This window comes from Saccharospirillum sp. HFRX-2, assembly GCF_043196805.1.
Taxonomy (GTDB): domain Bacteria; phylum Pseudomonadota; class Gammaproteobacteria; order Pseudomonadales; family Natronospirillaceae; genus Saccharospirillum.
On sequence record NZ_JBEBMU010000001.1, the window covers coordinates 134177 to 158404 of the forward strand.

Annotated in this window: 24 protein-coding genes and 1 other RNA gene; 9 read left to right on the plus strand and 16 right to left on the minus strand. The window is 54.6% G+C overall.

Annotation, left to right across the window (positions count from 1 at the left end; translation table 11 throughout):
• Positions 1 to 3: 3 nt before the first annotated feature.
• Complete coding sequence (locus ABMA60_RS00690) at positions 4 to 1794, plus strand: ATP-binding protein (RefSeq protein WP_392797393.1); 1791 nt, start codon at positions 4 to 6, stop codon at positions 1792 to 1794.
• On the opposite strand, the gene ABMA60_RS00695 is transcribed toward ABMA60_RS00690, so the two are convergent.
• Positions 1757 to 3202, minus strand: a complete 1446-nt coding sequence (locus ABMA60_RS00695) for a RimK family protein (RefSeq protein ID WP_392797395.1) — start codon at positions 3200 to 3202, stop codon at positions 1757 to 1759. The two genes, ABMA60_RS00690 and ABMA60_RS00695, sit on opposite strands and share 38 nt — an antisense overlap.
• Before the next feature lie 149 nt (positions 3203 to 3351).
• On the opposite strand from ABMA60_RS00695, the gene rimI reads away from it, so the two are divergent.
• The 3 genes from rimI (at position 3352) to ABMA60_RS00710 (ending at position 6743) form a co-directional block, all read left to right on the plus strand.
• Positions 3352 to 4443: a ribosomal protein S18-alanine N-acetyltransferase gene (gene rimI, locus ABMA60_RS00700; protein ID WP_392797397.1), complete on the plus strand. Its 1092-nt coding sequence runs from the start codon at positions 3352 to 3354 to the stop codon at positions 4441 to 4443.
• A 93-nt stretch (positions 4444 to 4536) separates the two neighbouring features.
• Positions 4537 to 5991, plus strand: coding sequence for an ATP-binding cassette domain-containing protein (locus tag ABMA60_RS00705; RefSeq protein WP_392797399.1), 1455 nt, complete (start codon positions 4537 to 4539; stop codon positions 5989 to 5991).
• A complete protein-coding gene (locus ABMA60_RS00710; RefSeq protein ID WP_392797401.1) occupies positions 5988 to 6743 on the plus strand; it encodes a YdcF family protein in 756 nt (251 codons plus the stop codon). The genes ABMA60_RS00705 and ABMA60_RS00710 overlap by 4 nt, the downstream gene beginning before the upstream one ends.
• A 17-nt stretch (positions 6744 to 6760) precedes the next feature.
• Here the strand turns inward: ABMA60_RS00710 and ABMA60_RS00715 are convergent, their stop codons facing one another.
• Positions 6761 to 7219: an EVE domain-containing protein gene (locus ABMA60_RS00715; protein ID WP_392797402.1), complete on the minus strand. Its 459-nt coding sequence runs from the start codon at positions 7217 to 7219 to the stop codon at positions 6761 to 6763.
• Between the two features lie 184 nt (positions 7220 to 7403).
• Here ABMA60_RS00715 and ABMA60_RS00720 point away from each other — a divergent pair, with 184 nt between their 5' ends.
• Positions 7404 to 7562: a hypothetical protein gene (locus ABMA60_RS00720; RefSeq protein ID WP_392797403.1), complete on the plus strand. Its 159-nt coding sequence runs from the start codon at positions 7404 to 7406 to the stop codon at positions 7560 to 7562.
• A gap of 68 nt (positions 7563 to 7630) precedes the next feature.
• Here the strand turns inward: ABMA60_RS00720 and ABMA60_RS00725 are convergent, their stop codons facing one another.
• The 4 genes from ABMA60_RS00725 to ABMA60_RS00740 form a co-directional block, all read right to left on the minus strand.
• Positions 7631 to 8224: a 5-formyltetrahydrofolate cyclo-ligase gene (locus ABMA60_RS00725; protein WP_392797405.1), complete on the minus strand. Its 594-nt coding sequence runs from the start codon at positions 8222 to 8224 to the stop codon at positions 7631 to 7633.
• Positions 8225 to 8263: 39 nt separating this feature from the next.
• A non-coding RNA gene (gene ssrS, locus ABMA60_RS00730) (6S RNA) lies at positions 8264 to 8442 on the minus strand.
• 82 nt (positions 8443 to 8524) lie between these two features.
• A complete protein-coding gene (locus tag ABMA60_RS00735) occupies positions 8525 to 8854 on the minus strand; it encodes a cell division protein ZapA (protein WP_392797406.1) in 330 nt (109 codons plus the stop codon).
• Positions 8851 to 9060, minus strand: coding sequence for a TIGR02449 family protein (locus tag ABMA60_RS00740; protein WP_392797408.1), 210 nt, complete (start codon positions 9058 to 9060; stop codon positions 8851 to 8853). Before ABMA60_RS00740 ends, ABMA60_RS00735 begins: the two co-directional genes overlap by 4 nt.
• Positions 9061 to 9217: 157 nt before the next feature.
• Here ABMA60_RS00740 and ABMA60_RS00745 point away from each other — a divergent pair, with 157 nt between their 5' ends.
• The 3 genes from ABMA60_RS00745 to ABMA60_RS00755 all read left to right on the plus strand — a co-directional run bounded on the left by ABMA60_RS00745 (position 9218) and on the right by ABMA60_RS00755 (position 12435).
• Entirely contained in the window at positions 9218 to 9805 is a 588-nt protein-coding gene (locus tag ABMA60_RS00745; RefSeq protein ID WP_392797410.1) for a UPF0149 family protein, read from the plus strand.
• Positions 9806 to 9825: 20 nt separating this feature from the next.
• Entirely contained in the window at positions 9826 to 11145 is a 1320-nt protein-coding gene (gene pepP / locus ABMA60_RS00750) for a Xaa-Pro aminopeptidase (protein WP_392797412.1), read from the plus strand.
• 138 nt (positions 11146 to 11283) lie between these two features.
• Positions 11284 to 12435, plus strand: a complete 1152-nt coding sequence (locus ABMA60_RS00755) for a response regulator (RefSeq protein WP_392797413.1) — start codon at positions 11284 to 11286, stop codon at positions 12433 to 12435.
• Here ABMA60_RS00755 and ABMA60_RS00760 read toward each other — a convergent pair.
• Genes ABMA60_RS00760 through ABMA60_RS00805 form a run of 10 tightly spaced genes read right to left on the minus strand, consistent with a single transcriptional unit; the run spans position 12432 to position 23424 of the window.
• The gene (locus ABMA60_RS00760; RefSeq protein ID WP_392797414.1) at positions 12432 to 13475 is read right to left on the minus strand and encodes a chemotaxis response regulator protein-glutamate methylesterase; all 1044 of its coding nucleotides are present in this window, start codon (positions 13473 to 13475) and stop codon (positions 12432 to 12434) included. The genes ABMA60_RS00755 and ABMA60_RS00760 overlap by 4 nt on opposite strands.
• Positions 13476 to 13505: 30 nt before the next feature.
• The gene (gene cheD, locus ABMA60_RS00765) at positions 13506 to 14156 is read right to left on the minus strand and encodes a chemoreceptor glutamine deamidase CheD (RefSeq protein ID WP_392797416.1); all 651 of its coding nucleotides are present in this window, start codon (positions 14154 to 14156) and stop codon (positions 13506 to 13508) included.
• An 8-nt stretch (positions 14157 to 14164) separates the two neighbouring features.
• A complete protein-coding gene (locus ABMA60_RS00770) occupies positions 14165 to 14992 on the minus strand; it encodes a CheR family methyltransferase (protein WP_392797418.1) in 828 nt (275 codons plus the stop codon).
• A 6-nt stretch (positions 14993 to 14998) separates the two neighbouring features.
• Positions 14999 to 17335 (minus strand): methyl-accepting chemotaxis protein, encoded by a 2337-nt coding sequence (locus tag ABMA60_RS00775; protein WP_392797420.1) that lies wholly within the window; start codon positions 17333 to 17335, stop codon positions 14999 to 15001.
• A gap of 50 nt (positions 17336 to 17385) precedes the next feature.
• A complete protein-coding gene (locus ABMA60_RS00780; protein WP_392797422.1) occupies positions 17386 to 17895 on the minus strand; it encodes a chemotaxis protein CheW in 510 nt (169 codons plus the stop codon).
• Complete coding sequence (locus ABMA60_RS00785; RefSeq protein ID WP_392797424.1) at positions 17892 to 19793, minus strand: chemotaxis protein CheA; 1902 nt, start codon at positions 19791 to 19793, stop codon at positions 17892 to 17894. The genes ABMA60_RS00780 and ABMA60_RS00785 overlap by 4 nt, the downstream gene beginning before the upstream one ends.
• A gap of 14 nt (positions 19794 to 19807) precedes the next feature.
• Positions 19808 to 20173, minus strand: coding sequence for a response regulator (locus ABMA60_RS00790; protein WP_392797425.1), 366 nt, complete (start codon positions 20171 to 20173; stop codon positions 19808 to 19810).
• Complete coding sequence (locus ABMA60_RS00795) at positions 20148 to 21848, minus strand: SpoIIE family protein phosphatase (protein ID WP_392797426.1); 1701 nt, start codon at positions 21846 to 21848, stop codon at positions 20148 to 20150. The genes ABMA60_RS00790 and ABMA60_RS00795 overlap by 26 nt, the downstream gene beginning before the upstream one ends.
• Positions 21849 to 21861: 13 nt before the next feature.
• Positions 21862 to 22149 carry an STAS domain-containing protein gene (locus tag ABMA60_RS00800; RefSeq protein WP_392797428.1) on the minus strand — a complete coding sequence of 96 codons (288 nt, stop codon included), beginning with the start codon at positions 22147 to 22149 and terminating at the stop codon, positions 21862 to 21864.
• 9 nt (positions 22150 to 22158) lie between these two features.
• Positions 22159 to 23424, minus strand: coding sequence for a methyl-accepting chemotaxis protein (locus tag ABMA60_RS00805; protein ID WP_392797429.1), 1266 nt, complete (start codon positions 23422 to 23424; stop codon positions 22159 to 22161).
• Between the two features lie 375 nt (positions 23425 to 23799).
• On the opposite strand from ABMA60_RS00805, the gene ABMA60_RS00810 reads away from it, so the two are divergent.
• Entirely contained in the window at positions 23800 to 24144 is a 345-nt protein-coding gene (locus ABMA60_RS00810; protein ID WP_392797431.1) for a hypothetical protein, read from the plus strand.
• Positions 24145 to 24228: the final 84 nt, after the last annotated feature.

Genomic DNA, 24228 nt, shown 5'->3' on the forward strand with positions numbered 1-24228 from the left:
CGCATGATGAAACGCTACGGATTTGTCGTGCTCTGGGCGCTGGCCTTTCTGGTCTTGCTGGTCTGGCTGTGCGCTCTGGTGGTGAAGATCTCTAACGAGATCGACCGTTTTGATGAGCAACTGCGCGATGAAAGACCCTGGCATATTTCCCGCCTGCAAGTGGAAATGGAACGCATGAGCGGCTCACTCGATCTGTATCGGGCCGTACCAACCGAAGCACATCGTCAACGCGCTTTATTGCATACGGAAATTTTCTGGAGCCGCGCCGCTTTGCTGACCGAAGGCTCCACCGGCGACTACACCCACAGCGTTGACCCCGAGCTCTACCAAAAAGTATCGAATATTATTGCTTTCCTCGAAGCGCATCAGACGGAGGTCTATCGGATGTCATCGGCCGACGCTCAGATGCTGGCCGATGAATTAACGCCTTGGGGCGAAGCCTTTCAGTTCAGTTTCTTCCGCCTTTACGAAAATGGTTATATTCAGGCGGTGCAGCGCAGTGAGTTGGTGCAGGCCACTTACTATCGCATCCGCGATGTGCTGATTCTGCTTGGCACGCTCGGCACTCTGGCCATGCTCGCCATGTTAATTGCCTTACTGCGTACGCGTCGGTTGCGCCTTACCGCCGAGCGTTCACGCCAGGCCCAGGCGAATTTTCTGGCCCGGATGAGCCATGAAATCCGCACCCCGTTAAACGGCATCATCGGCACCATCCAGTTAATGGAACAGGCGCAGAACCAGGCCGAATACGACAACCTGATCGATACCTTGCACCAATCATCGGATGCCTTGCTGGCACAGATTAATGACGTTCTGGATTACAGCCGACTGGAGTCGGGTCAGCATCAGGTCGATATCGCACGCTTCGATTTAATCGAACTGGTGACGCATTCGATCGCCGTCTTTATGGCTCAGGCACAAACTCGAAATCTGGCGTTGAGTTTTCAACATGCTCAGCCAGACAGCCTTTGGGTGCGCGGTGATGACGCCAAAATCCGCCAGATTCTGCTCAATCTGATCGGCAACGCCATCAAGTTTACCGACAGCGGTCGCATCCAGGTAAGCCTCACCGTTGAAGATAAGGGTGACGATCAACTCTGGGTCAGACTGTCGGTACGCGACAGCGGCATCGGAATCGCTGCGGATCAACGCGAGCGCCTGTTCCAGCCATTCAATCAGGCCAACGGACCGGAACAGCGCCATGCAGGCGGCACCGGCCTGGGTCTGGCCATCAGCCGGCAACTGGCGGAATTGATGGGCGGCTCTATGACGCTGGAAAGCCAACTGGGCCGAGGCAGTGAATTCACGCTGAGCCTGCCTTTGCAGCGTGCACCGGCAACGGTCAAAGCCGTGGCGCCAGCAAAAGCCGTTGAGCCAACCAACCAGCCGTTGAGCGGTCGTGTGCTGATTGCCGAAGACAACGCCATTAATCAGCTGATCGCGCAGCGCATGCTGGAAAAACTCGGCGCCGAAGCGGACATCGCCCACAACGGTCGTCAGGCCCTTGAGATGGCGCAACAGCAGCATTACGACCTGATCTTAATGGACGTGCAAATGCCGGAAATGGATGGTCTGGAAGTGGCGCGACAGTTACAGCACGACGGCCTTGAGATTCCCATTATTGCGCTCACCGCCAACGCCACTCTGGATTCGCGCCAGGAGTGTATGCGCGCTGGCATGGTCGATTTTCTGTCCAAACCTTACCGGCTGCGCAATCTGGAAACGGTGGTGTCGCCTTACTTAAGTGGTCGCCCGATCAACGCCGATCAAGCCGTTGACGAAACGTCTCCATGATGGCGTCGTACAGACCATCACCGGCCCAGGCATCTTCCACACCACTGTCGATGGAAGGATTGTCGTTCACTTCGATGATATAAACGTCATCGCCTTTTTGTTTTAAATCCACGCCGTACAAACCGTCACCAAAAGCGCTGGCGACATCGAGCGCCGCTTTAATCACCGCGCGCGGTGCTTCGTGCGTGGGCACGGTTTCAAAACCACCGCTTTGCTGGCTGGGTTTGGCCGCGTGGTTATAAATCTGCCAATGCCCTTTGGCCATAAAATAACGACAGGCATAAATGGCGCGACCACCGAGCACGCCGATGCGCCAATCGTAATCGGTCGGCACATAAGCCTGAGCCAGGATGATGGCGCTTTGCGACAACAAATCTGCCGCGGTTTGCTTTAAGCCATCGGCGTCGTTCACCTTGATCACGCCGCGTGAGAAGGCTCCGTCGGGAATCTTCAACACCATCGGATAACCGAGATCCGCTTCCAGTTCACCCAGCACCGTCGTGTTTATCTGACTGATGGCACGGCTGGCCGGTGCCGGCAACCGACGGTTGTGAATCAAATCCGATAAATAGATTTTATTGGTGCAACGCAGTATCGAATCCGGATCGTCCATCACCACCATGCCTTCGTACGCCGCCTTGCGCGAAAATCGATAGGTGTGATGGTTGACGTTGGTGGTTTCGCGAATAAACAAAGCGTCGTATTCGGCCAGACGGAAATAGTCGCTGGGCTGAATAAAATCGACATCCAGACCCTGACGTTTGGCCGCGCGCTCAAACTTGCGCAGCGCCGCCTTATCACTTGGCGGTAAGGCTTCGTCTTTGTTGACCAGGATGGCCAGATCGTAACGATAGTTGCGTTTGGCGCGAGGCGCGCGCCAGATTTTTTTGGAAAAGCGTTCCAGACTCTCAGCAAAAAAAACTTCTTCGTCTTCGCCCAGTTTATTCAGACCGACGGCGCGCACCGATGCCAATTGCCAATCGGTCTTCTTATGGAACCGCACTTCCAGAATGGGCACTGAAAAACGCTCGAACAACTGTCGCGATACATCGGCAAGATCGCTCTGCTGAGTTTCGCCAAAGTAGATGCGCCAGCTGAGTTTGCTGGCGGTGTCGGCGACCTTGTCCAGCGCCTTATTAATCGACTGATCGAACACCCCGTAAATGGCCGGTTGCGACAGGTCGGTCAGCGCCTTTACCGAGGGAATGACTTTGTGGCCGCGCGCTTCCGCCAACAGCGAGACATAGTAACCGCGGCTCATGTACTTGTAGGACCGGCACAGATTAATTACCCGCTGCGGTTCCAGGTCGGCGCCATCCAGATAAGCCTGAGCAGAACGCAGGTCTTCGGTGGGATGGTAGGCTTTCCAGTCAATTGTCTGGTCGACGATGATGCTCAGTCGCGTCACGCGAAAAATCCTTTGTGTGAGACCCGAAACGGGCGACTATAGTGTTATCACTTTGGTGCAAAATACAATGTTCTGCCAGGGTGAATTTTCTGCGGTCACCGTCTGATCCCCAGCGCCATTTTTCACCCTTACCCGATTGAGAATCTGCCATGCAATTCAGGCCAGCCACTGCGGCCGATCTGGACGCCCTGATCCAGCTGGAACGCGACTGCTTCGACAGCGATCGCATCAGCCCAAGGTCCATGCGTCGCTTTTTGAAACGCAACTCCCCGATCTTCCGTCTGGCCGAGCAAGACGGCGAAATCCTCGGTTATGGTTTGCTGCTGTGTCACAAAGGCACCAGCCTGGCGCGGCTCTATTCGCTGGCGGTTTCGCCACGCGCCCAAGGGCAGGGTTTGGGTCGGCAATTGATGACGCAACTGGAACAGGCGGCCGAAACGGCGGAGCGACGCTTTATCCGGCTGGAAGTACGCACCGACAACGCCGCCGCCATTCATCTGTACCAGAGCCAGGGCTACAAAATTATCGGCAAGCGCGCCGGCTATTACGAAGACGGCGGCGATGCGCTGTGCCTGGAAAAACGCCTGCATCCGGCGCATCCGCAACCGGAAAACCTGCCGTTTTTCAGCCAGACAACGCCCTTCACCTGCGGTCCAGCGGCGTTGATGATGGCGCTGCATCATCAGGACAAACAACGACCGCTGAATCGCGACGAAGAAATCCAGCTGTGGCGCGAAGCCACCACCGTTTATATGACCACCGGCCTGGGCGGCACCTCGCCTTTTGGCTTGGCCGCCGCTGCGGCCCGGCGTGGTTTTGACGTGGCGGTCTGGGCCAGTCATCTGGACGTGCCGTTTCTGTCGTCGGTTCGCTCGGCTCACAAACGCGACCTGATGACGCTGGTGCACGAGTCGTTTCTCCACGATTGCGCGCAACTGCAGGTGGAGCTGGCGGTGAAACAACTCACACTGCCAGACATTCGCCGCCTGCTTGATGACGGCTGGGCGCTGCTGGTTCTCATCAGCACCTGGCGACTGAACCGCAACAAGGCGCCGCATTGGGTCTGGCTGGTCAGTATGGATGACGATCACGCTTACCTGAACGACCCGGATACCGACGAAGAGTACGACCGCCGTGATCTGGATAACCTCTTTATGCCGGTACGGCTGGACGAACTGAATGCGCTGACCCGCTATGGCCAGCAACGTTACCGCGCCAGCGTGATGGTTCGGCGGCGTTAAGCGCAACGCCTTCTTGGCAAAACCGCCGTTGATCCGTTGTCGCGGCGCGCTTAACGTGCGTTGCATCCTATTGTCGAGTTATCAGGTAACGCCATGCAGTTTGAGCAGTTGGAAGTTCACCCGCGTCACGGCCCGAGTCTGTATCTGGATCAGTGGCAGCTGGTGCCGCCACAAAGCTGGGTGATTCTTGGCGGAAACGGCAGCGGTAAAAGCGCGCTGGCGCGCTTGCTGTGCCACGAGCTGCCCATCGCCAAAGGAGCGTTGCACGACCGACCCGCTCAGGTGCACTGGCTATCGCTGGAAAGCCAGCAGGCGCTGTACGAGCGCGAGCTGTACCGCGACGAAACCGACTTTAGCGACCATCTCGATCCGGGTACCTCGGTGCGCGAATTACTCGAAGAAATCCGCCCGTGGAGCGATGAACACGAGCGCCTGGTTCATTTGCTGACACTCACGCCCTTGCTCGAACGCGGTTATCGACTGCTCAGCAGCGGCGAAGGCCGCAAAGTCATGCTGGCGCGGGCGGTGCTCGACGCGCCCGATCTGCTGCTGCTCGACGAGCCTTTTGAAGGATTGGACCGTCAGGCGCGGCTCGATTTGATTGCCGTGCTGGGCGATCTCGCCGCGAACGGTCAATGGCTGATGATGTTGATCGGCCAGCGTCAGGATGTACCGCCCTGGGCGAGCCATCTGGCATTGCTCGATCGCGGCCGACTGGTGTTACAGGGCGAGGCGCAGACGGTGCTCAATCATCCGGACTGGACGGCTGCGCTGGATCTGTCCACACGCCAAGCCATCGAGTTGCCCGAGCGCCAATCCGAATTCCAGCTCCCTGACTGGCCGGTCGACAAGCCGCTGGTGGAACTGCATAACGGCCGCGTCGAATACAGCACTGGCGTGCAGTTCGAAGGCCTGAACTGGCAACTGCGGCCGGGCGAACATACGCAGATTCACGGCCCCAATGGTTGCGGTAAATCAACGCTGCTCAACCTGATCAGCGGCGATCACCCGCAGTGCTACGCCAACGACCTCACCGTCTTTGGTTACCGGCGCGGCCGGGGCGAAAGCATCTGGGATATCAAGAAGCATTTGGGCCTGGTGTCGGGCCATCTGCATCGCGATTATCGCGTCGCCGGCAATGCGCTCACCGCCGTTGTTTCAGGTTTAACCGATTCGATTGGTGTCTATCAGGATACCGGCGCGCACGAAGCCCAATTGGCGCGCCAGTGGCTCGGCTTACTCGGCCTTGCCGACAAAGCCGGCGAAGCCTTTAAGCGCTTATCGACCGGCGAACAACGGCTGGTGTTGATCGCCCGGGCGCTGATCAAACAACCGCCGCTGTTGATTCTGGACGAGCCGACTCAAGGCCTTGATGACGTCAACCGCTTTCGCGTGCTGGCTGCGGTGGAGCGTATTCTCGATGCGGGTCCGACGACCTTGCTATTCGTCAGTCACCGCGACGATGAACAACCGGCACTGATCCAACGTCATCTGCGTTTCAGCGCCAGCACCGATGAATCAGCCTTATTTCAGGTTGCCATCGAATGACGCTGCGTTATCTGCTGAAGTTTTTAGTCTTGCCGCCACTGGCCCAATTGCTCGGCCTGTTGTTGGCGGCTTTGCTGTGGCGCCGTCTGCCCCGGCTGGCGCGCGCCCTGGCAATTGTTTCGGCTCTCAGTCTGTGGTTATTGGCAACACCGCGCATCAGCGAATGCTTGGTCGCTGGCCTGGAACAGCAGTATCCAAGGCTGACGCCGACCGAACTGGCAGCGAGCGAGGCTCAGGCAATCGTGGTAATTTCCGCCGGGCTCGACCCGACGGGCACCGAATTTGGTCGCCCCAGCGCCAGTGAACATACCTTGCTGCGGCTACGTTATGCTGCCTTTGCGCAACGTCAGACCGGGCTGCCACTGCTGGTCTCCGGCGGTCGTGTGCTGACGCAAAGCAACCTGACGCTGGCGGAAATCATGGCGGCGGAATTGGTGACGCAATTTCGCGTGCCGGTGCGATGGCTGGAAGGTCGCAGCCGCAACACCGAGGAAAACGCGCAATTTTCGGCCAACCTGCTTAACCGCGCCGGTGTCCAGCGCGTGCTGTTGATTACCGAAGCCTTTCATATGCCCAGAGCCGTGATGGCGTTCGAAAACGCCGGCCTGGAGGTCATCGCCGCGCCAACCGCGCCCTTGAACACCAGCGAATCCGCCATTCTCGCCTGGGTGCCCAATGCATCGGCCCTGAACAACAGCAATCTGGCACTGCACGAGTACCTGGGCTGGCTGGTTTATCGCCTGGGTTACTGAACCGACAGCTGAGCCGACTATTGAGCCGACAATCGCGCCAACACCGTCCACTGCTCATCGCTGACCGGGCTCACCGATAAACGCGACTGACGCAACAACGCCATCTCCGCCAATTCCGGCGTCTGTTTGATCTGCTTTAGCGGCACCGGCTGGGGCCAGCGCTTGCGGAAGGCCAGCTTGACCACCGTCCAGCGTGGGTTATCGGCGCTGCTTTTAGGATCGAAATAAGGCGATTCAGGGTTCAGCGCATCCGGGTCCGGGTAGGGCTCACTGATCACCTCGGCTTCACCGACGACCGCCGGTTCCGCGCAGGCCGAATGATAGATCAGCACCCGGTCGCCCGGCACCATGGCACGCAGGTGATTGCGCGCCTGATAGTTGCGAATGCCATTCCAGGGTTCGCCGGCGTCACCGCAAGCGGCCAGATCATCCAGTGAAAACTCATCCGGTTCGGTTTTTGCCAACCAGTTCGCCATTTGATTCTCCTCTGTGCCGTGGTTTCATTTTTGTATTTGCTTTTTCGACGTTCTGTGCCAAATTGGTCGACCGGCGTGAAAATATCTGCATTTAGCAGCATTTAACGTCAATTATATGGCTTTTCAACTCAACAGTGATCCGGGAATTGTGCAAACGCCAAAATTCCGGCAGGGAAGTACGCTTATGAAACGTAAAAAGCCCGATATTCTGATTGCTCTGGCCTTTATGCTCGGCCTGGGTGTGACGCTGTCCAGCCTCAGTCAAGGCGATGATGATGCGCGCAAGTCCGGCTATAACGCCAAGGCTTCGGGTGTCATGGTCAACAGCAACACATCCTACTGACATTCAGGATTCAGACGAACTGGTAACCCAGGATCCAGGGATGGATCACAGCCGACACGGTTGCTGATTCAACGATTGTGATTCAACACCTGTTGATCAGTCACCACAGCGGCCAGTGGAATATCCCAACTCTCCAGCGGTATGCGGTCGACCTGCTGGCACTGATGTGCCACACCGATCAAACGCGGCTGCCGCGGCCAGCGCGCACGTGCCGCAAAGGTGCGGTCATAAAAACCACCGCCCATACCCAGACGCCCACCTTCAGCATCGAACCCCACCAGCGGTAACAACACCCAATCCAACGCCCAGGGCGGTTGACGCCGGCCGGAGGTTGGTTCGGGAATGCCAAATCGATTGGCGAGCATGGCACTGTTCGTCCGCCAGGGACGAAACCACAGCGCGATCTTGCGCGGCTGCAACACCGGCAGATAAACCTTCTTGCCATCACGCTGCAGGCGGCGCATCAAAGCATGCAGATCAATTTCGCCGTCGGTCGCCCAATAAAGCGCTACCGACCGTACTCGACTGTAACCGGGCAGACGCACCAGTTGGCGGGTTAGGCGCTCGGCGGCAAGCCGTTGTTGATAGGAAGAGAGTGCGCGCCTGCGGGCACGTAATTGGCGACGCAATTGTTGTTTGAGTTGCGCGGTGGCGGATGTCATTGAGCCCCCGACTCAGCCCCAACAAACAAAAAAGGAAGGAAATGCCCCAGACTACCGCTGCCGTGGGAGACCTTGAACCGTGAAGTCCAAGGCGGCGTTCCACGTATCGAATTAGGCTTTCCGACAAGCGGACATGCTCACATCGAAAACTCAGGAACACCTGTATTCAAAGTATCGGCTCGAGGACTGTGCACGACTGGCGCATAGCCCAGGGACAACACCAATTATAATGAAAATCCCGGTAATGACAGTCTTGACAGCGCGCTTTTCGACAGCTGTATAGCGACTTTACTCGCGCCTTCAGGCGTCGTCGTCACCGTCCAGATCCAGTGACATCGACTGCGCCTGGGCTGGCAGCACTTCATCCAGGCGACGCACCAATTTTTCGGTAATGATTTGTTCTTCACGATTATCGCCCGGTTCACGATCGAGCAATTCGCGGGTCAGGTTCAAAGCTGCCATCACCGCAATGCGTTCGATGCCAAACACCTTGCCGGTGGTGCGAATTTCTTTCATTTTCCGATCCAGCGACGCAGCAGCCTGCTCCAGCTTGGCTTCCTGACCTTGGGGGCAGGCGACGCGGTATTCGCGCTCTAAGATGGTGACGGTCAGGGTATTGGGTTGGCTCATCCAGATTGCTCCATCGTCTTCAGCCGTTCGATCATCGCCTCGACGCGATCGCGAGCCAGTTCATTCTGCTTCACCAGCTTAGCGCGCTCACCCTGCCAGGCGGCACGTTCGGCTTTGAGCAGACGATTTTCCTGTTCTAATTGCTGATACAGCTCGATCAGCGTTTCAACCTTATACTCAAGCTGCTTCAGAGTGGGTTCGGACATAACACCGCGGGCCTGCGAAGAAAGGGTTGGAAGACCGCCGAACTATATAGACTGGCTCAAAGAGCGGTCAACGACTGCGGTCACAGTGCCAACAATGGTAGCATTTTGCCGATCAAACCCCACCTAGGGAGTCGCAAAAGACGCCCGCGGAGAATGCATGTCCGAATCGAACAAAGATGTCCCCCAGATGCGCCACCAGGATCTGGCCAAATTTTTTCAACTGCTCGGCTCCGGCCAAAGCCCGACCACGCTGCACGCCTCGCTGACCGGCGTCTTCGCCGCCGGCCACCGTATGGAGAGCGCCGACTGGGTCAGCTGGGCGAGCGATATGATCGGCCCCAGTGAAACTCTCACCACCGATCACCAGGCCATTCTCAAGGCACTCTACAGCACCACCCTCAATGCCCTGGAAGACAGCAACATGAGTTTTCGGCCGTTGCTGCCAGCCGATGACAGCCCGCTGAGCGATCGACTGGAAGCGTTGAGCGACTGGTGCGGTTCTTTTCTCGGCGCCTTTGGCACCGTCGGCGTGGTCGCTGAAGATAAAAAAATGCCGACTGAAATCGAAGAGATCCTCGAAGACCTTTCGGCCATCGCTCAGGTCGAAACCGATCAGGACGGTGACGCCCAGGCGGAAGAAGATTTCACCGCCATCAGCGAGCACGTGCGGATGGGCGTGCTCAATCTGTTTCTCGAATACAACCGGCCGGCGGCGGATGGCAAATCCGAACCGACGGTACATTGAGCGGCTCTGGAGACACCTTAATGACAAGCATCAGCCGAACCGAATTCGCCGAGCGTCGCCAACAGCTTATGGAGCAACTGGCACCGGGCAGCATCGCCATCATTCCTGGCGCCAGCGAAACCATTCGCAACAACGACGTGCATCATCCGTTTCGCCAGAACAGCGACTTTATGTACCTGACCGGCTTTGCCGAACCGGACGCCGTGGCCGTGCTCGTGCCTGGCCGCGAAGCCGCGCAATACATCTTATTTGTGCGCGATAAAGACCCGGAGCGGGAAATCTGGGACGGCTATCGCGCCGGTCCGGAAGGCGCCGTCGCCGATTACGATGCCGACGACGCCTTTCCCATCGATGACATCGACGACATCCTGCCGGGCCTGATGGAAGGCCGCACCCGCGTCTATTCGCACATGGGCGTCGATGCCGGCTTCGATCATCAGCTGATGGCCTGGGTGAACCAGATTCGCGCCCGGGTGCGTCTGGGTGCTCAGCCGCCGGACGATTTTTCCGACATCGCTCACCTGCTGCACGACCAGCGCCTGGTCAAATCCGAGCAGGAAATCGCCATCATGCGCGAAGCCGCCCAGCTCAGTGCCAAAGCGCACAAACGCGCCATGCAAGCCTGCCAGCCGGGCGTGATGGAATACCAGCTGCAGGCGGAAATCGAACACGAATGCATGCGCGGCGGCAGTCCCTGGCCAGCCTATCCGGCCATTGTCGGCGCGGGCGATCACGCCTGCGTGCTGCACTACATCGAAAACTCAGCAACCATCAAAGACGGCGACCTGGTGTTGATCGATGCCGGCGGCGAACTGGAGTATTACGCCTCCGACATCACCCGGACCTTCCCCGCCAACGGTCGCTTCAGCGCAGAGCAACGCACGCTCTACGATCTGGTGTTGCGCGCCCAATTGGCTTCTATCGAGGCCGTCAAACCCGGCGCCACCTGGATTGAGCCGCACAACACCACCGTGCGCATACTGACCGAAGGTCTGGTGGAACTGGGTCTGCTCGAAGGCGACGTCGATACGCTGATTGAACACAACGCCATCAAACCCTTCTACATGCACAAAACCGGACACTGGCTGGGCATGGATGTGCACGATGTCGGCGATTACAAAGTCGGCGGCGAATGGCGCGTACTGGAACCGGGCATGGTGTTGACCATCGAACCGGGCCTGTACATTTCGCCGCACAATACCGACGTTGATAAAAAGTGGCGCGGTATCGGCATTCGCATCGAAGACGATGTCGTGGTTACCCGCACCGGCTGCGAGATTCTCAGCGCTGACGTCCCCAAAGACGCGGACGAAATCGAAGCCTTAATGGCCGCTAACTAAGCTCATCTCTATCGCGGGTACCGCCCGGTGCCCGCTGTCTTTATGTTGCATCCGATGATCACTCCGCCAGCAAGCAAATCTGCCGCTTTTGACTAAGCTGTCGTATCAGAACAGACGTTTTTTTGGCCGGAGACCCAAATGCAGGTTCTGATACTCGAAGATGAAGTCGTCATCCGAGAACTCATCAAGACGGTGCTCTATAGCCTGAGCGATGATGTCGAAGTATTGGAAGCCGACACCACCCACCAAGGCCGCGCGCTGTGGCAACAACACCGACCGCAACTGGTGTTGTGTGACTGGTCACTGGCCGATAGCAGCAACCCTGGCATCGAGCTGGTCAAATACATCCGCGAAACCGACACCGATACGCCGATCTTGATGATCACCGGCCGCGGCGATCGTGAAACCGTGGTCAGCAGCCGGAAAAACGGCGTCACCGAATTTATCATCAAACCCTTCGACCCGGTCCGACTCGGCGACCGACTGAAAACCTACCTGGCGGCGACCAAACCGGATGAAGCCCCGACAACAGCCAAACAACTGCCAGCTTTGGACGTTTGGCTAGGCGATATAAAAAGCCGGCTGACACCGCCACCGACGCTCGGAGGCATCCGCGACATCGTCAACCAACTCAGCGCCAAAGAACCGCCCAGCGGCAAAGACCTGACCAAACTGTGGCGCACCAACCCGGCGATTACTGCCCGGCTGATTTATATCGCCAACAGCGGCATGGTCAACCGCTATGGCAAAAACGTCGATAACTTACTCGACGCCATCAACAGCATTGGCGTCACCATGGCGATGCAACAGGCACTGGCATTAACGCTGAACCAGCGCGATCAACTGTCGCATCCGGCGCTGGCACAACAGGCCATCCTGCTGTGCCAGGATGGCGAAAAAATTGCGGCCGCGGCGGCCACTTTAGCCAAGCAACTCAAGGCCAACGTCAGCCAAAGCTATACCGCTGGCTTGCTCTATCCACTGGGTGAGCTGGCACTGCTGCAACTGATGCAAAGTTATCTTGATAAGGGCGGCAAAATCGACAACGCCGAAATCGAAACACTGCTGGAAAAGTTGAGCGGAGACTATCTGAAAGCGCTGCAACAACTGTGGAAACTGCCGCAGGAATTGCGCGAACGCATCAGCGCCGCGCATGAATTACCGACGGACCTGAACCGACACGAATTAATTCTGATGACCGTCGCCGTCGACCAGGTAAAAGGACGTACCGACGGTGACGACTATCAACGCAAACTGGGCTTGCTTGGCTTGCTGCCGATCAACGATTAGATACGATGACCAGCGCCGACTTTTCTCCAGTGCTTGATGAGTCGCTCGGGAATATCATCGAGCGACTGCACTTCGGTCACTCCGCCGGCCTCCAGCGCTACCTTGGGCATGCCATAAACCACACTGCTGGCTTCATCCTGAGCCAGCGTATAGCAACCCGCCTGATACATGGACAGCATGCCCGCCGCACCATCTTTACCCATGCCCGTTAAAATCACGCCCACCGCATTGGCGCCGCAGGCATCTGCTACTGAGTTGAACAACACATCCACCGAAGGGCGATGGCCCTGCACCAATTCTGAATCGACCAATCGAGTCTGGTAATCCGAACCGGAACGCACCACCGCCAAATGCCGGTTGCCCGGCGCGATAAAGGCCTGGCCCGGCAAAATGCGTTCATGCCCCTGGGCTTCACGCACCTGCAAAGCACTGTTGCGATCCAGCCGCGCCGCGAAGGTGCGGGTGAAACCCGGCGGCATATGCTGGGTAATGACCATGCCAGGGGAATCCGCCGGCAGAGCACTCAATACCGATTTAATCGCCTCGGTGCCACCGGTTGAGGCGCCAATCGCCAGAATATGTTCGGTACTGATGCCAAGCGCCTGGATCGGTTGCGTGACCCTTTGTTGCGTCGCGCGAAACTGCTTAACGGCGGCAGCGGCGCGCAGTTTTTCGTGAATAGTCGTCTCATAGTCGACCAGCTCCCGACGCACATCGAGCTTGGGTTTGGCGATATAATCCACCGCACCCAGGTCCAGCGCCTGCAAGGTAGCCTCGGCGCCACTTTCGGTCAGTGTCGACACCATGACCACTGGCATCGGATGGCCTTTCATCAGTTTTTGCAGGAACGTCAGGCCATCCATGCGCGGCATTTCGATATCAAGCGTCAGCACATCCGGCGGTGACCGGCGGATAAAATCACGGGCGGCATAAGCATCGCCAACCGCACCGACCACCGTCAGATCCGGTGCGCGATTGATCAACTCAGTCAGCACCTGACGAATTAACGCAGAGTCGTCGATGATCAAAACTTTTATCACATCGTTTCCTTATTCTGATAAAAAAACCGATCAGATATCAAACAGCTCAATGTCACCTTCTGGTCGCTCATCGTTAAGACGATGCAGATACTGATCCTCTCGTTTAAGGATGGTGTCGTTATGCATCTGTTTCAGTTTTTTCACCAACACCTGACCCGACTCGGTAAAGAAATACACCTTACGCGGAAATGGCGAGAGTAAATCCTGGGCCTTAACCGGGATGTTTTCATCCGCTAAATACTTCAATACAAAATCGGAATTTTTCTGCCCCACGCTCTGACTGGTAATAGCTGCCAGCACATTGCCACCACCAAAGACTTTAGCTTCCAGATGCTTGCGGCTGGCACCCATTTTGATCAGCTCATTGATCACCAACTCCATCGCATAAGCACCATAACGCGCGGACTTGTAGGACGTTAAAGATTCAGAGGTTTCATCCGCCGGAAGCAGAAAATGATTCATGCCCGCAATACCCAGCTGAGTATCGCGAATACAGGCTGCGACGCAGGAACCGAGGACGGTAACAATCAACTTGCCCGGCTGCGCAACATAATATTCACCGGGCAGAATTTTGACCGCTTCGCGTTGAAAGTAGCGGTCATAATAACGATTGGGGGCCAGCTCAACATTGTGGTGCGGTTGGGACTGACCGCTATAGCTTTGTCCGTCGTCGTAACTCACTCGGCCTCCTAGGCTTGCCGCTGATAAATGGTCTTCCCGACCAAACGCAGAGCACGATATTCACGGTCAATGGTTTCTGAATGTCCGGCCACGTAGTAACCGTCTTTGGCCAACAAGGGCACCATGCGATCGAGCAGTTTAAGTTGCGTGGGTTTATCGAAATAAATCATCACATTGCGACAGAAAATCACATCTAAATCCGCTTCCACACGCCAGTTGCTATCGAGCAGATTCAGCCGTTCGAAACGAATCAGCCGACTCAGTTCCGGGCGCACCTTCACCAGTCCCTGACGCTCGCCTTTGCCCTTCAGTAAATAGGATTTTTTCAGGCCGATATCCAGGTCCTTAACCCGGTTCTCGGCATAGGTTCCAAGGCGCGCCGTTGCTAATACCTGGCTGTCGATATCAGTTGCCAGAATCTGTACCGGCGGAGTCAGACTTTTAAACGTCTGGCAGGCTGTCATGGCGATGGAATAAGGCTCCTCTCCGGTACTGGCAGCGGCGCACCAGATGCGGATCGGCTTGCCTTGACGATGGCGCTCCGTCAGCATGCCCGCCAGCGCCTGAAAGTGATGCGGCTCGCGAAAAAAAGACGTCAGATTCGTCGTCAAGGCATTGATGAACAGCTCAATTTCATCGGGATGTTGATCCAAAAAACTCAGGTACTGGTGGAAGCTGTTCAGATTCAGCAAGCGCAGACGGCGCACGATACGGCTGTACACCATCTGACGTTTGCTATCGCCTAATTTGATGCCGGCCGCCTGAAAAATCCGTTTGCGAATGGCCTCGAAATCCGCTTCGTCGTAGTTAAATTCCCATTCCTTGTCGACCGTCATGATGGTTTAAAAAGACTCCCAGTCATCGTCGTCGCTTTCCGGCAGCGGAACCACCGATCCTGCCGGCTTACTGACCGGTGAACGCTTTGCCGAGGTCGAACGAATGGGGGCAATATTCGTCGCCTTCGATTCACGTTCTTCGGTTCTGGGGGCAACCCGGGCCTGCATTTTTCGACTCAGCTCAAACTGGGACAGGTTTCGGACCAGGGTATCGGCCTGCGCCTGAAGGTTTTCCGACGCCGCTGCGGTTTCCTCTACCAGGGCGGCGTTTTGCTGAGTCATTTCATCCATCTGACTCACCGCCGTACTGACTTCGGAAATACCGCTGCTTTGCTCGGCCGATGCGGCGGCAATTTCGCCCATGATGTCGTTGACACGTTTGATCGACTTGACGATTTCGTCCATCGTCTCACCAGAGCGATTCACCAGAACGTTGCCGTCTTCGATCTTCTCGACAGAGTCCGAAATCAACGCCTTAATATCTTTCGCGGCATTCGCCGAACGTTGCGCCAGCGAGCGAACTTCCGATGCCACGACCGCAAAGCCCCGTCCCTGTTCGCCGGCACGCGCTGCTTCGACGGCCGCATTCAAGGCCAGAATATTGGTCTGGAAAGCGATGCCATCGATCACGCCAATGATCTCGGAAATTTTCTGCGCTGAGGCGTTAATGGCTTCCATCATGGTCACCACCTGACCGATCAGATCGCCGCCCTGATTCGCCACTTCTGAGGCCTGTTCGGCCAGACGATTGGCCTGCTGGGCGTTGTCGGAATTCGAGCGCACGGTGGAACTGAGTTGCTCCATGCTCGACGCCGTCTCTTCCAGATTCGACGCCTGCTGTTCAGTGCGATTACTCAGGTCGCTGTTACCCTGAGCAATTTCCGCCGAAGCGGTTTGAATGGTCGCCACTGCCTCACTGATCTGAATCAGCATGGAATCGAGGTTTTCTGCGGTCTTGTTGCAGTAGTTGCGCAGATCGCCAAAGCTGCCGCCAAATTCGGTGGTAATACGAGTAGTCAGGTTGCCTTCGGCCATCTTCTCTAAGGCACCGTTGACGGTCGTCAGGGCGTCATTAGCGACAGTGACCAATTCATTAATGGCTTCGCCCAAGGTGCGGAAGAAACCGCTACGCCCCTCGACATCCATCGACAAACTGAAATCACCATTGGCTGCGCCTTCCACGATGCGAGTAACTTCGCGCTCAGTCCAGGCCTGCTCAGTACGATCCTTCCATTCGACAATAGTACCCAGCCGCTGGTTAGTCTCAGGATCAAAGATCGGTGTGGCCTGCAGCTCAAAGGTTAACTTACCCACCTGAATCTCGGTGATGTAGGTATCGGTCAGACGGTCCAGCATACTGATCTGATGCTGCGGGTTTTTATGAAAGCGATCGATGTTGCCACCAACAATGTTATCGGCCGAAAACTGCGGTAATTCTTTACGCAGATCGGCTTCAACCCGGTGCATCATTTCCGACACCGCTTCGTTGACGTAAACCACATTGCGGTCGACATCTGCAATCATGACATTGGTGCTGGTGACATCCATGGCTTTACGGATGCGCGCATCGGACACTGCGTTGGCCAGACTTTCACGCAAAGTTCGGTGCATCGCTACAACCGACTCTAAGACACTGCCAGATTTAACTTTGTCCGGGATATCAATGTCTTTATACCCACTTTGAATAGCCTGCATTATGCCGCGCAACTGGTCCGGCTCGGTACCCAGGTTATTGCGCAAATTGCGGAACCCCCAGATTGAAAACATCAGCGCGAGCAACATAATGACACCCGCGATAATCAGCTGAATGGTTACCTGGCGAATCAGGTTCGCCCCAGTCATAACATCTTCCTGCTGCTCGACTAACGCAGTTAGCTGTTGGTCAATCTGAACAAAGGCGGCTTCCAACTCTTCCAGCTCAGCAACACTCAGCTGGCGGCCAACTGCCGCACTGGTATCCTCCACAAAGCGCTCAACCAGTCCGGGTAACGAAGCGGGAATTAACACATTGAGTTCTTGGGCATCGACAACCAAATGCGCCATACGGTCATTGATCTCGAGCTCCAATTCGTTCAGATCTTTCCGTAGCTCGGAAACACTAAAAGGAACCTGATCGCGACGATAGAGTTGCGCCTTTAAAATATTATTGATCCGCTTTTCTGCCAGAGTATCAAGTGATGCACCACTCGAAATCAGGTCATTGCGAAAGGCCGCCGCTTCCATCCGGGCACTGAACCCGGATACCGAACCAACCAGCGCAAAGCCGATGATCACCAACAAGATCAGCGGTATCACTGTGGTCAACAACTGTCGCGTACTGAAAGACGGTATCAGTTTATTCATGGTTTGGACCTCCAGCGTCCAGCATTCTCAAAGCACCGCAGCACGAATCTTTATGAGTCACTGGTTTTGCCAGCTTCTTTAACAGCCACAGCTTCTTCATCGATCAGCCCCAGTTCGTTACTGCTGATCAAGGCTTCTATATTGACCAGAATGATCATCTGATTTTCCTGAGTGGCGAGCCCCGACAAAAAGCGACTGTCGAATGCCACGCCAAAATCCGGCGACGGTTTTATTTCATCGCGCGTCAAACCAATCACATCGGACACTCCATCAACCACCATGCCGACCAGGCGATCGTGCACCTGCACAACAATGACAATGGTGAACTCGTCATACTCCGGTTTGATGTTGAGGAATTTGATGCGCAGGTCGACAATCGGCACTACTTCGCCACGCAGATTAATCACTCCCTTAATAAAGGCAGGCGCATTGGCGATACGGGTTACCGCTTCGTAACCGCGAATCTCCTTTACCTGCATGATGTCCATGCCATAGACCTCGTCACCCAGCGCAAAGGTCAGGTATTCATAACGAACTTCGCTGTCGGTTTGTGCAGTCATGACGCCGCCTCCATCGCGGGGATTTCTTTCATGCCTTTGGCCAGGGATGCCAGATCCAGAATCAGGGCGATATGACCATCACCCATGATGGTGGCTCCCGATACGCCTTTGATGCGTTTGAAATGCTGTTCCAGACTTTTGATCACCACTTGCTGCTGACCAATCAAGCGGTCCGCCAGAATGCCGAAACGCTGTTTGCCGGACTCCACCAAAACGACGATACCCTGATCAAGTTTCTGGCAGTCGGTATCGACCTGCATGGCTTTATGCAGCCGGATGATCGGCCAGTAATGGCCCCGCACATCGAGTAATTCATCACCACTGAGGGTTTTGATTTCGTGCTTCGATGGCTGAATGGATTCGACAATACTGGCCAACGGAATGATGTAGGTTTCGTCGCCAACGGCGACGGCCATGCCGTCGAGAATAGCCAGAGTCAGAGGCAGCAACAGCTTCAAGGTGGTACCAAATCCCTGCACCGATTCGATGTCGATGCGGCCACCCAGGCTGGTCAGATTTTTCTTCACCACATCCATGCCGACACCACGGCCGGAGACATCGGTCACTTGTTCGGCCGTGGAAAAACCGGCTTCGAATATCAACTGCCACACCAGATGATCTGGCATGTTGTCGTCAACCGACATGCCGCGTTCGCGCGCTTTTGAAAGGATGCGCTCACGACTCAAACCGCCGCCGTCATCCATAATGCTCAGGACGATATTGCCGCCTTGCTGCGATGCGCTGAGTCGTACGGTGCCGGTTTCTGCTTTGCCCAATTCTTTGCGTTTCTCGGGCGTTTCGATGCCGTGGTCAATGCTGTTGCGAACTAAATGTGTCAGTGGATCGGACAGTTTTTCGACCAGACTTTTATCAATTTCAGTGTCACCACCTTCAATCACCAGTTCGACTTTTTTGCCCAGCTTGGTGGCGATGTCACGCACTACACGCGGAAAACGGTTAAAGACAAAAGACACCGGCAACATACGGATCGACATCACCGATTCCTGAATTTCCCGGGTATTGCGTTGCAGCTCTTCAACCACCGCTTCCAGTTTTTCCTGCCGAATAGCGGCAAAGTCTTTGCCCATCATCGCCAACATGGACTGAGTAATAACCAACTCACCGACCAGGTTGATCAGACTGTCGACCTTATCGACGTTGACTCGAATCGATTGATTGGATGCGGTTGCACCTGCCGCTGGTACCGCCGATTTTGCTTTCACTTCATCCAAGGGTTTAACCGATTCTGACGGTTTGGCGGCGGGCGCTTTTTCCGGCTCTTCAAAGAAGCCATAACCTTTATCTTCTATTGGTTCATTGCTGGCGACGGGTGCTGCGTCCTCGAAAAACCCGTAACCTTCATTCTGGTTTTCATCCTTGCTGTATGCAGTCTCTTCTGACTCTTCGAAAAAGCCGAAACCGGGATCGTCTTCAACCGTGCTGTCATCAACGTCGTCAAAAAAGCCAAAACCGACATCCTCGGTTACCGCTTCTGCTGAAGCCGATGAACCACCTTTGAAAACAGCTTCCATCTCCTGAATACGTTGCTTCACCCAGCCTTCATCAATGATCTCATCAGCCTGGTAGCTGGCCAGCAGCGCACGCAAGTCATCGACCACAATCAACATCTGGTCAATATGGTCAGTCACTGGTCGGCATACTTCTTTGCGCCAGTCGTCCAACTGGTTTTCCAGAACGTGGGTTATCTGGCCGAGCGCAGAAAATCCGAACACACCGCTGCTGCCCTTGATGGAATGTGCCGCGCGGAAGATGCTGTTGAGCAGCTCCATATCCGGTGCGTCGATATCCAGACTCATCAGACCATTTTCGAGGGTATCCAGATGTTCCTGACTTTCCTCGAAGAACACTTGATGAAATTGACTCAGGTCCAGACTCATAACCTTATGTCCTGTTATGGAAGAACTTTGGCAGCGACTTCCAGCAAGCGCTGCGGGTCGAACGGTTTGACCATCCAGCCGGTTGCGCCGGCACTGCGCCCCTGGGCTTTCATGTCGTCTCCGGCTTCAGTGGTCAGCACCAAAATCGGCGTGGTTTTGTAATTGGCCTGGGCGCGTAATGATTTGATCAACGTCAAACCGTCCATGCGTGGCATGTTCTGATCCGTCAGCACACAGTCGTACTTGGCGGACTGACATTTATTCAATGCGTCCTGACCGTCTTCTGCCGTCGTGACCTGATAGCCCGCCGTTTTCAACGTGTGCTCAACCATCTGTCGAATGGAGGAGGAGTCATCAACTATAAGAAAGTGCTTGCTCATCCGTTTTGCTTCCTTTGAGTGATAGAGAAACCATGGCCATGTTGCCCGGTGGGGTAACAACCATCTCCGTTGCAAGCTGTCGACACAGTGCGAGTCCACGACCAGCAACAGCTTCAAGATTCAATAGTGTGGAGTTGTCACGCAGGTAACCGGGACCGCTGTCTTCAACTTCAATAATCAAACTGCCACTGGTTAAATTCATACGAACTTCCACCCAATCGGCATCGCTTAAATAAGCCAGGCGTTGTTCGCGTTTTTCGAAATAATGTGCAAAGCCGTCGGGATCGGTTTTTAGATTTGAATCCAACCCTAAACAGCCATGATCAATGGCGTTGGTAATTAATTCTGTTAACACCGTGAAGGCGCGTTGTTGCAACGTCAGCGAAACGACCCAGCGTTTGAGTACTTCATCCGCGGCGGCCAAAAAGGCTTCAACGACCAAAGCCAGGCCACATAACCGGTATCGCCACAAAGCATTGCCTTGCAATAAACGGGTGTCGATCTGTACCGGGGTATCGGGACGCCTAAACTGACTCGGACTGAACACCATCAGGCTGACATCATCGTCCGGGGTAGGCTGATCCAGATGGTTTCTGAACACTTCCAGGCAACCGGGAATGGCGCTACTGGCACTGGCCTGTTGCAGACGTTCATGAATGGCACCGACGGCGAGAAAGTTGTCGTTCAGATCACGCTGTTCAATCAGGCCATCGCTGACGGCTATAAAAAAACCATCTTGCGTCGATTTCAACACAGAGGTCTGGCCATCGAAGTGCGCTTCGCCACCCAAACCCAGGGGTAAATCGGTTGATATAAATTCCTGCTGGATGCCGTCCTTGACCCAGTAAGCCGGGGGCATTCCACCGTTCCAGATTTCCAGTTCACGCAAGTCCGGATCGTATTCGAACATGACGGCGGCAACGAAGCGGTCGTCCGGCGATTCTTCAAACACCTTGCGGTCCATTTCCCGGATGATCATCACCAACGGAAAACCTTTCTTAACCATGGTGTGGAACACCCCCAGAACAGGCAGCATGGTCAGCGCCGCTGCCAGTCCGTGCCCGGTTGCATCGGCGACCATGCCGTACAGATGTCCATTGGCACCGGAACAACTCAATACCATGTCTCCGGAGAACTGGGAGTGCGGCTGAATGTGCCAGTGCAAGCCTTCATTCTCTTCGTGATAACGATCGCGCAGGTGATCATAAATAAACCGCGCCATCCGCGTTTCGTCTTCCATCTGCACCAGTAACCGCTGTAACGATTGGTTGTTGCGCTGAAAAGTCCGGCGCAATCGGCGCTTCTCCAGAAACGCCTTCACTTTCAATCGCAGCAGCGTCGGCCGGATGGGCTTATTCAGGTAGTCGTCTGCACCGATCTGAAAACAACTTTCGATAAATTCTTCGCTGTCCTTGGCGCTGATGATCAATACAAAAGGTTTATGTTCATGCCGCTGCCGACGCAAAGCCCGCAATACATCCAAACCATCGCCATCACCGAGTACCTGATCGAGAATGATGAAATCGTAATAGCCTTCGCTGATACAGGTCATGGCTTCGGCGTGGCTGTATACCTGATGCATAGGCAAACCCAACCGCTCGACGGCTGACCTGATGGCTTCATTGGCTGATGGTTGATCATCCACAATCAATAACCTTTCAGTTTGCTGAATCATCGAACGGAACTACCTATTCAAGAGGAATCAGCTTTTGCAGATTCGATAACACGATCAAATCTCTGGCGGTGCCTTTGGCGCCACGGATTACCAGTTTTTTGTTCTCGGCGTTGGCTTTTCTATAAAGCATATTGACCATACCGACGGCTGAGCTATCCAGATAAACGACACGTGAAAAATCCAAAGTAATAACACTGACCGACGAGTCTTTTAACAGCGGTTTATAGTCAGCCGTAAAACGACTGTGATAGCCGAAGTTAAATTGTTCTGGGATGCTGATTACTGCTTTTTCGGTACTCATCACTGCTCCTTAAAATAGTTCAACATCACCCGAACCCTCGGGTTGGTGTTCCACGGGGGACAGCTGAATATCAGCGTGACAGTTGATCAGGCGTTGATAGTCCGCTTCAGTCATTGGCCGTTTGATGGTAATGATCTGCTGCTGGATGGCCTGCATTAATTTCATCTGGTGTTCAATGGTCTGATAGCTGATGTCGCCAAACTGCAAGCCACGTACCGCATCGTTGGAGGCCTGCGATAACTTGCTCGCTACGGTTTGGATATCGACGGTGGCTTTTTCGTCTGAGTCGGCCTTTCTTACCAGTCGCTGAATGGCATTTTCAACATCCGATTTGGAGTTCAAAATGAAGTTCATATCGCTCGATGCCGTCACACCAATGCGTTCGTGCAAGGTGCGAATATCTTTGCGTACCGAGATAACCTGATTACGAATATGACCACTGAATTCAGCGGAGCGGGTAGACAGGGCGCGAACCTCATCGGCCACCACGGCAAAGCCACGGCCGTGTTCTCCAGCACGCGCTGCCTCAATGGCAGCGTTGAGCGCCAACAGGTTGGTCTGATCGGAAATACCATCAATGTCTTCCAATGCCTTCACCACCGATGGCATCTTTTCTTCGATGCTGGCCACCAGTTCCACCAATTCCATCATTTCAGTACTGTTATTTACTGTGGTGGTAACGAAGTTATCCATGGTCTCGGAAGTGCGCAGCGCAAAATCCTGCATGCTGGTGTGCAGTGAGTCAGAATTTTTATCTTCGTGGAATTCGAGAATCTGATTAATTAATGCATTTTGTTGATCAAGTAATTGGTGAATTTCCTTAAAGGCGCCAACCAGGTTATCGACCGACTTGTTCTGGCGCTCGTTCAAACCATCCATGACACTTTTATGCTCTATGAGTTGGTCGTTTAACCAACGCAAGGCGGCATCAAAGTAGTCCGGTTCTCGGGCATTACTTTGCTGCGCCGGAGAATTTTTCCGACTGATACTCTGATTAACTGTTTTAGTTGACCATTTTTTTGCCACACCGACCCAGGCCAACACTGACAAAGCCGTCATTGCCGGCAGAATATTGGTTGGCAAAATACGCCCTAGGGCTGTACTTGCAGCCACTAACACCAAAACACCAAGAGCAAAAAAAACTCTGCCCTTCTTTAGTGGGCCAAAACCTAATTGCATGGAAGATTTTCCTAAGTCGGCTGGTACCGGTTCTGTTATTGAACGTAGACCGACATAGCGCTTATGCAAGCTGGAGGCGGACAGTAATGCGCCCATCCTGCTGCAGGACAAGAATAATTTTTACAGCTGTTAAATTCGGCCCGGGCCAATATTCAAATTTTCTAATTAACGAAAAGAATCCAGACCAACACTGGCCTGAATGCCGATAAAATCTGGCTTAGACAGCTCATTTTTAAAACGTCTATTGCCGTTGCTGCTGCTTAATTTAAGTTACAAAAAGCAGCAGAAGCGGACAGATTCGATACCGTACGCTGTTATAACGTTACGAATGAAGGTCGATATCAATTCGTTTGCTAAACAAAAAATTTTTATGTCTGCTAATAAAATCGGCATAACTCGTTATTTGCACTACAGTGAGATTTTTATGCGCCGTTTTTTATCAACGATAAATACGCTAAAGGGATGTTGATTGTGGCCAGTGAATCTATAGTTGATCAGTACATTGATTCGTTGTTTGTCTTCGAGTTTTCTGAACCCGAATCGGTCGAGGTTGTGGCTTCAACCATTGACGCTCATCAAGCCTTGGTACCGACGTTCAAAACACCCAACCAGCTGGGACAGTTTATGCTGATGTCGCAACAGTTGCTTGCCCTGGCTCATCAGCTGCCGCCATCGCGGCTTAAACAACATTGCCTCGATACCGGGCTGAAGGCGTTGTTTTCCGGTGCGGAATTAATGCACCTGACAACCGAGGTCGATGCGGGCGACACACCCAATCTGAACGAACTGCTGAAGCTGAACACTCTGGTTCAGTAGTCTTCCATCACTGTCTTCCGAACTAGCATAAGATTAGAACAGAACGGTTTAGCAGCGCGGAGCCAGCTGCCTTGAAATTTGCGA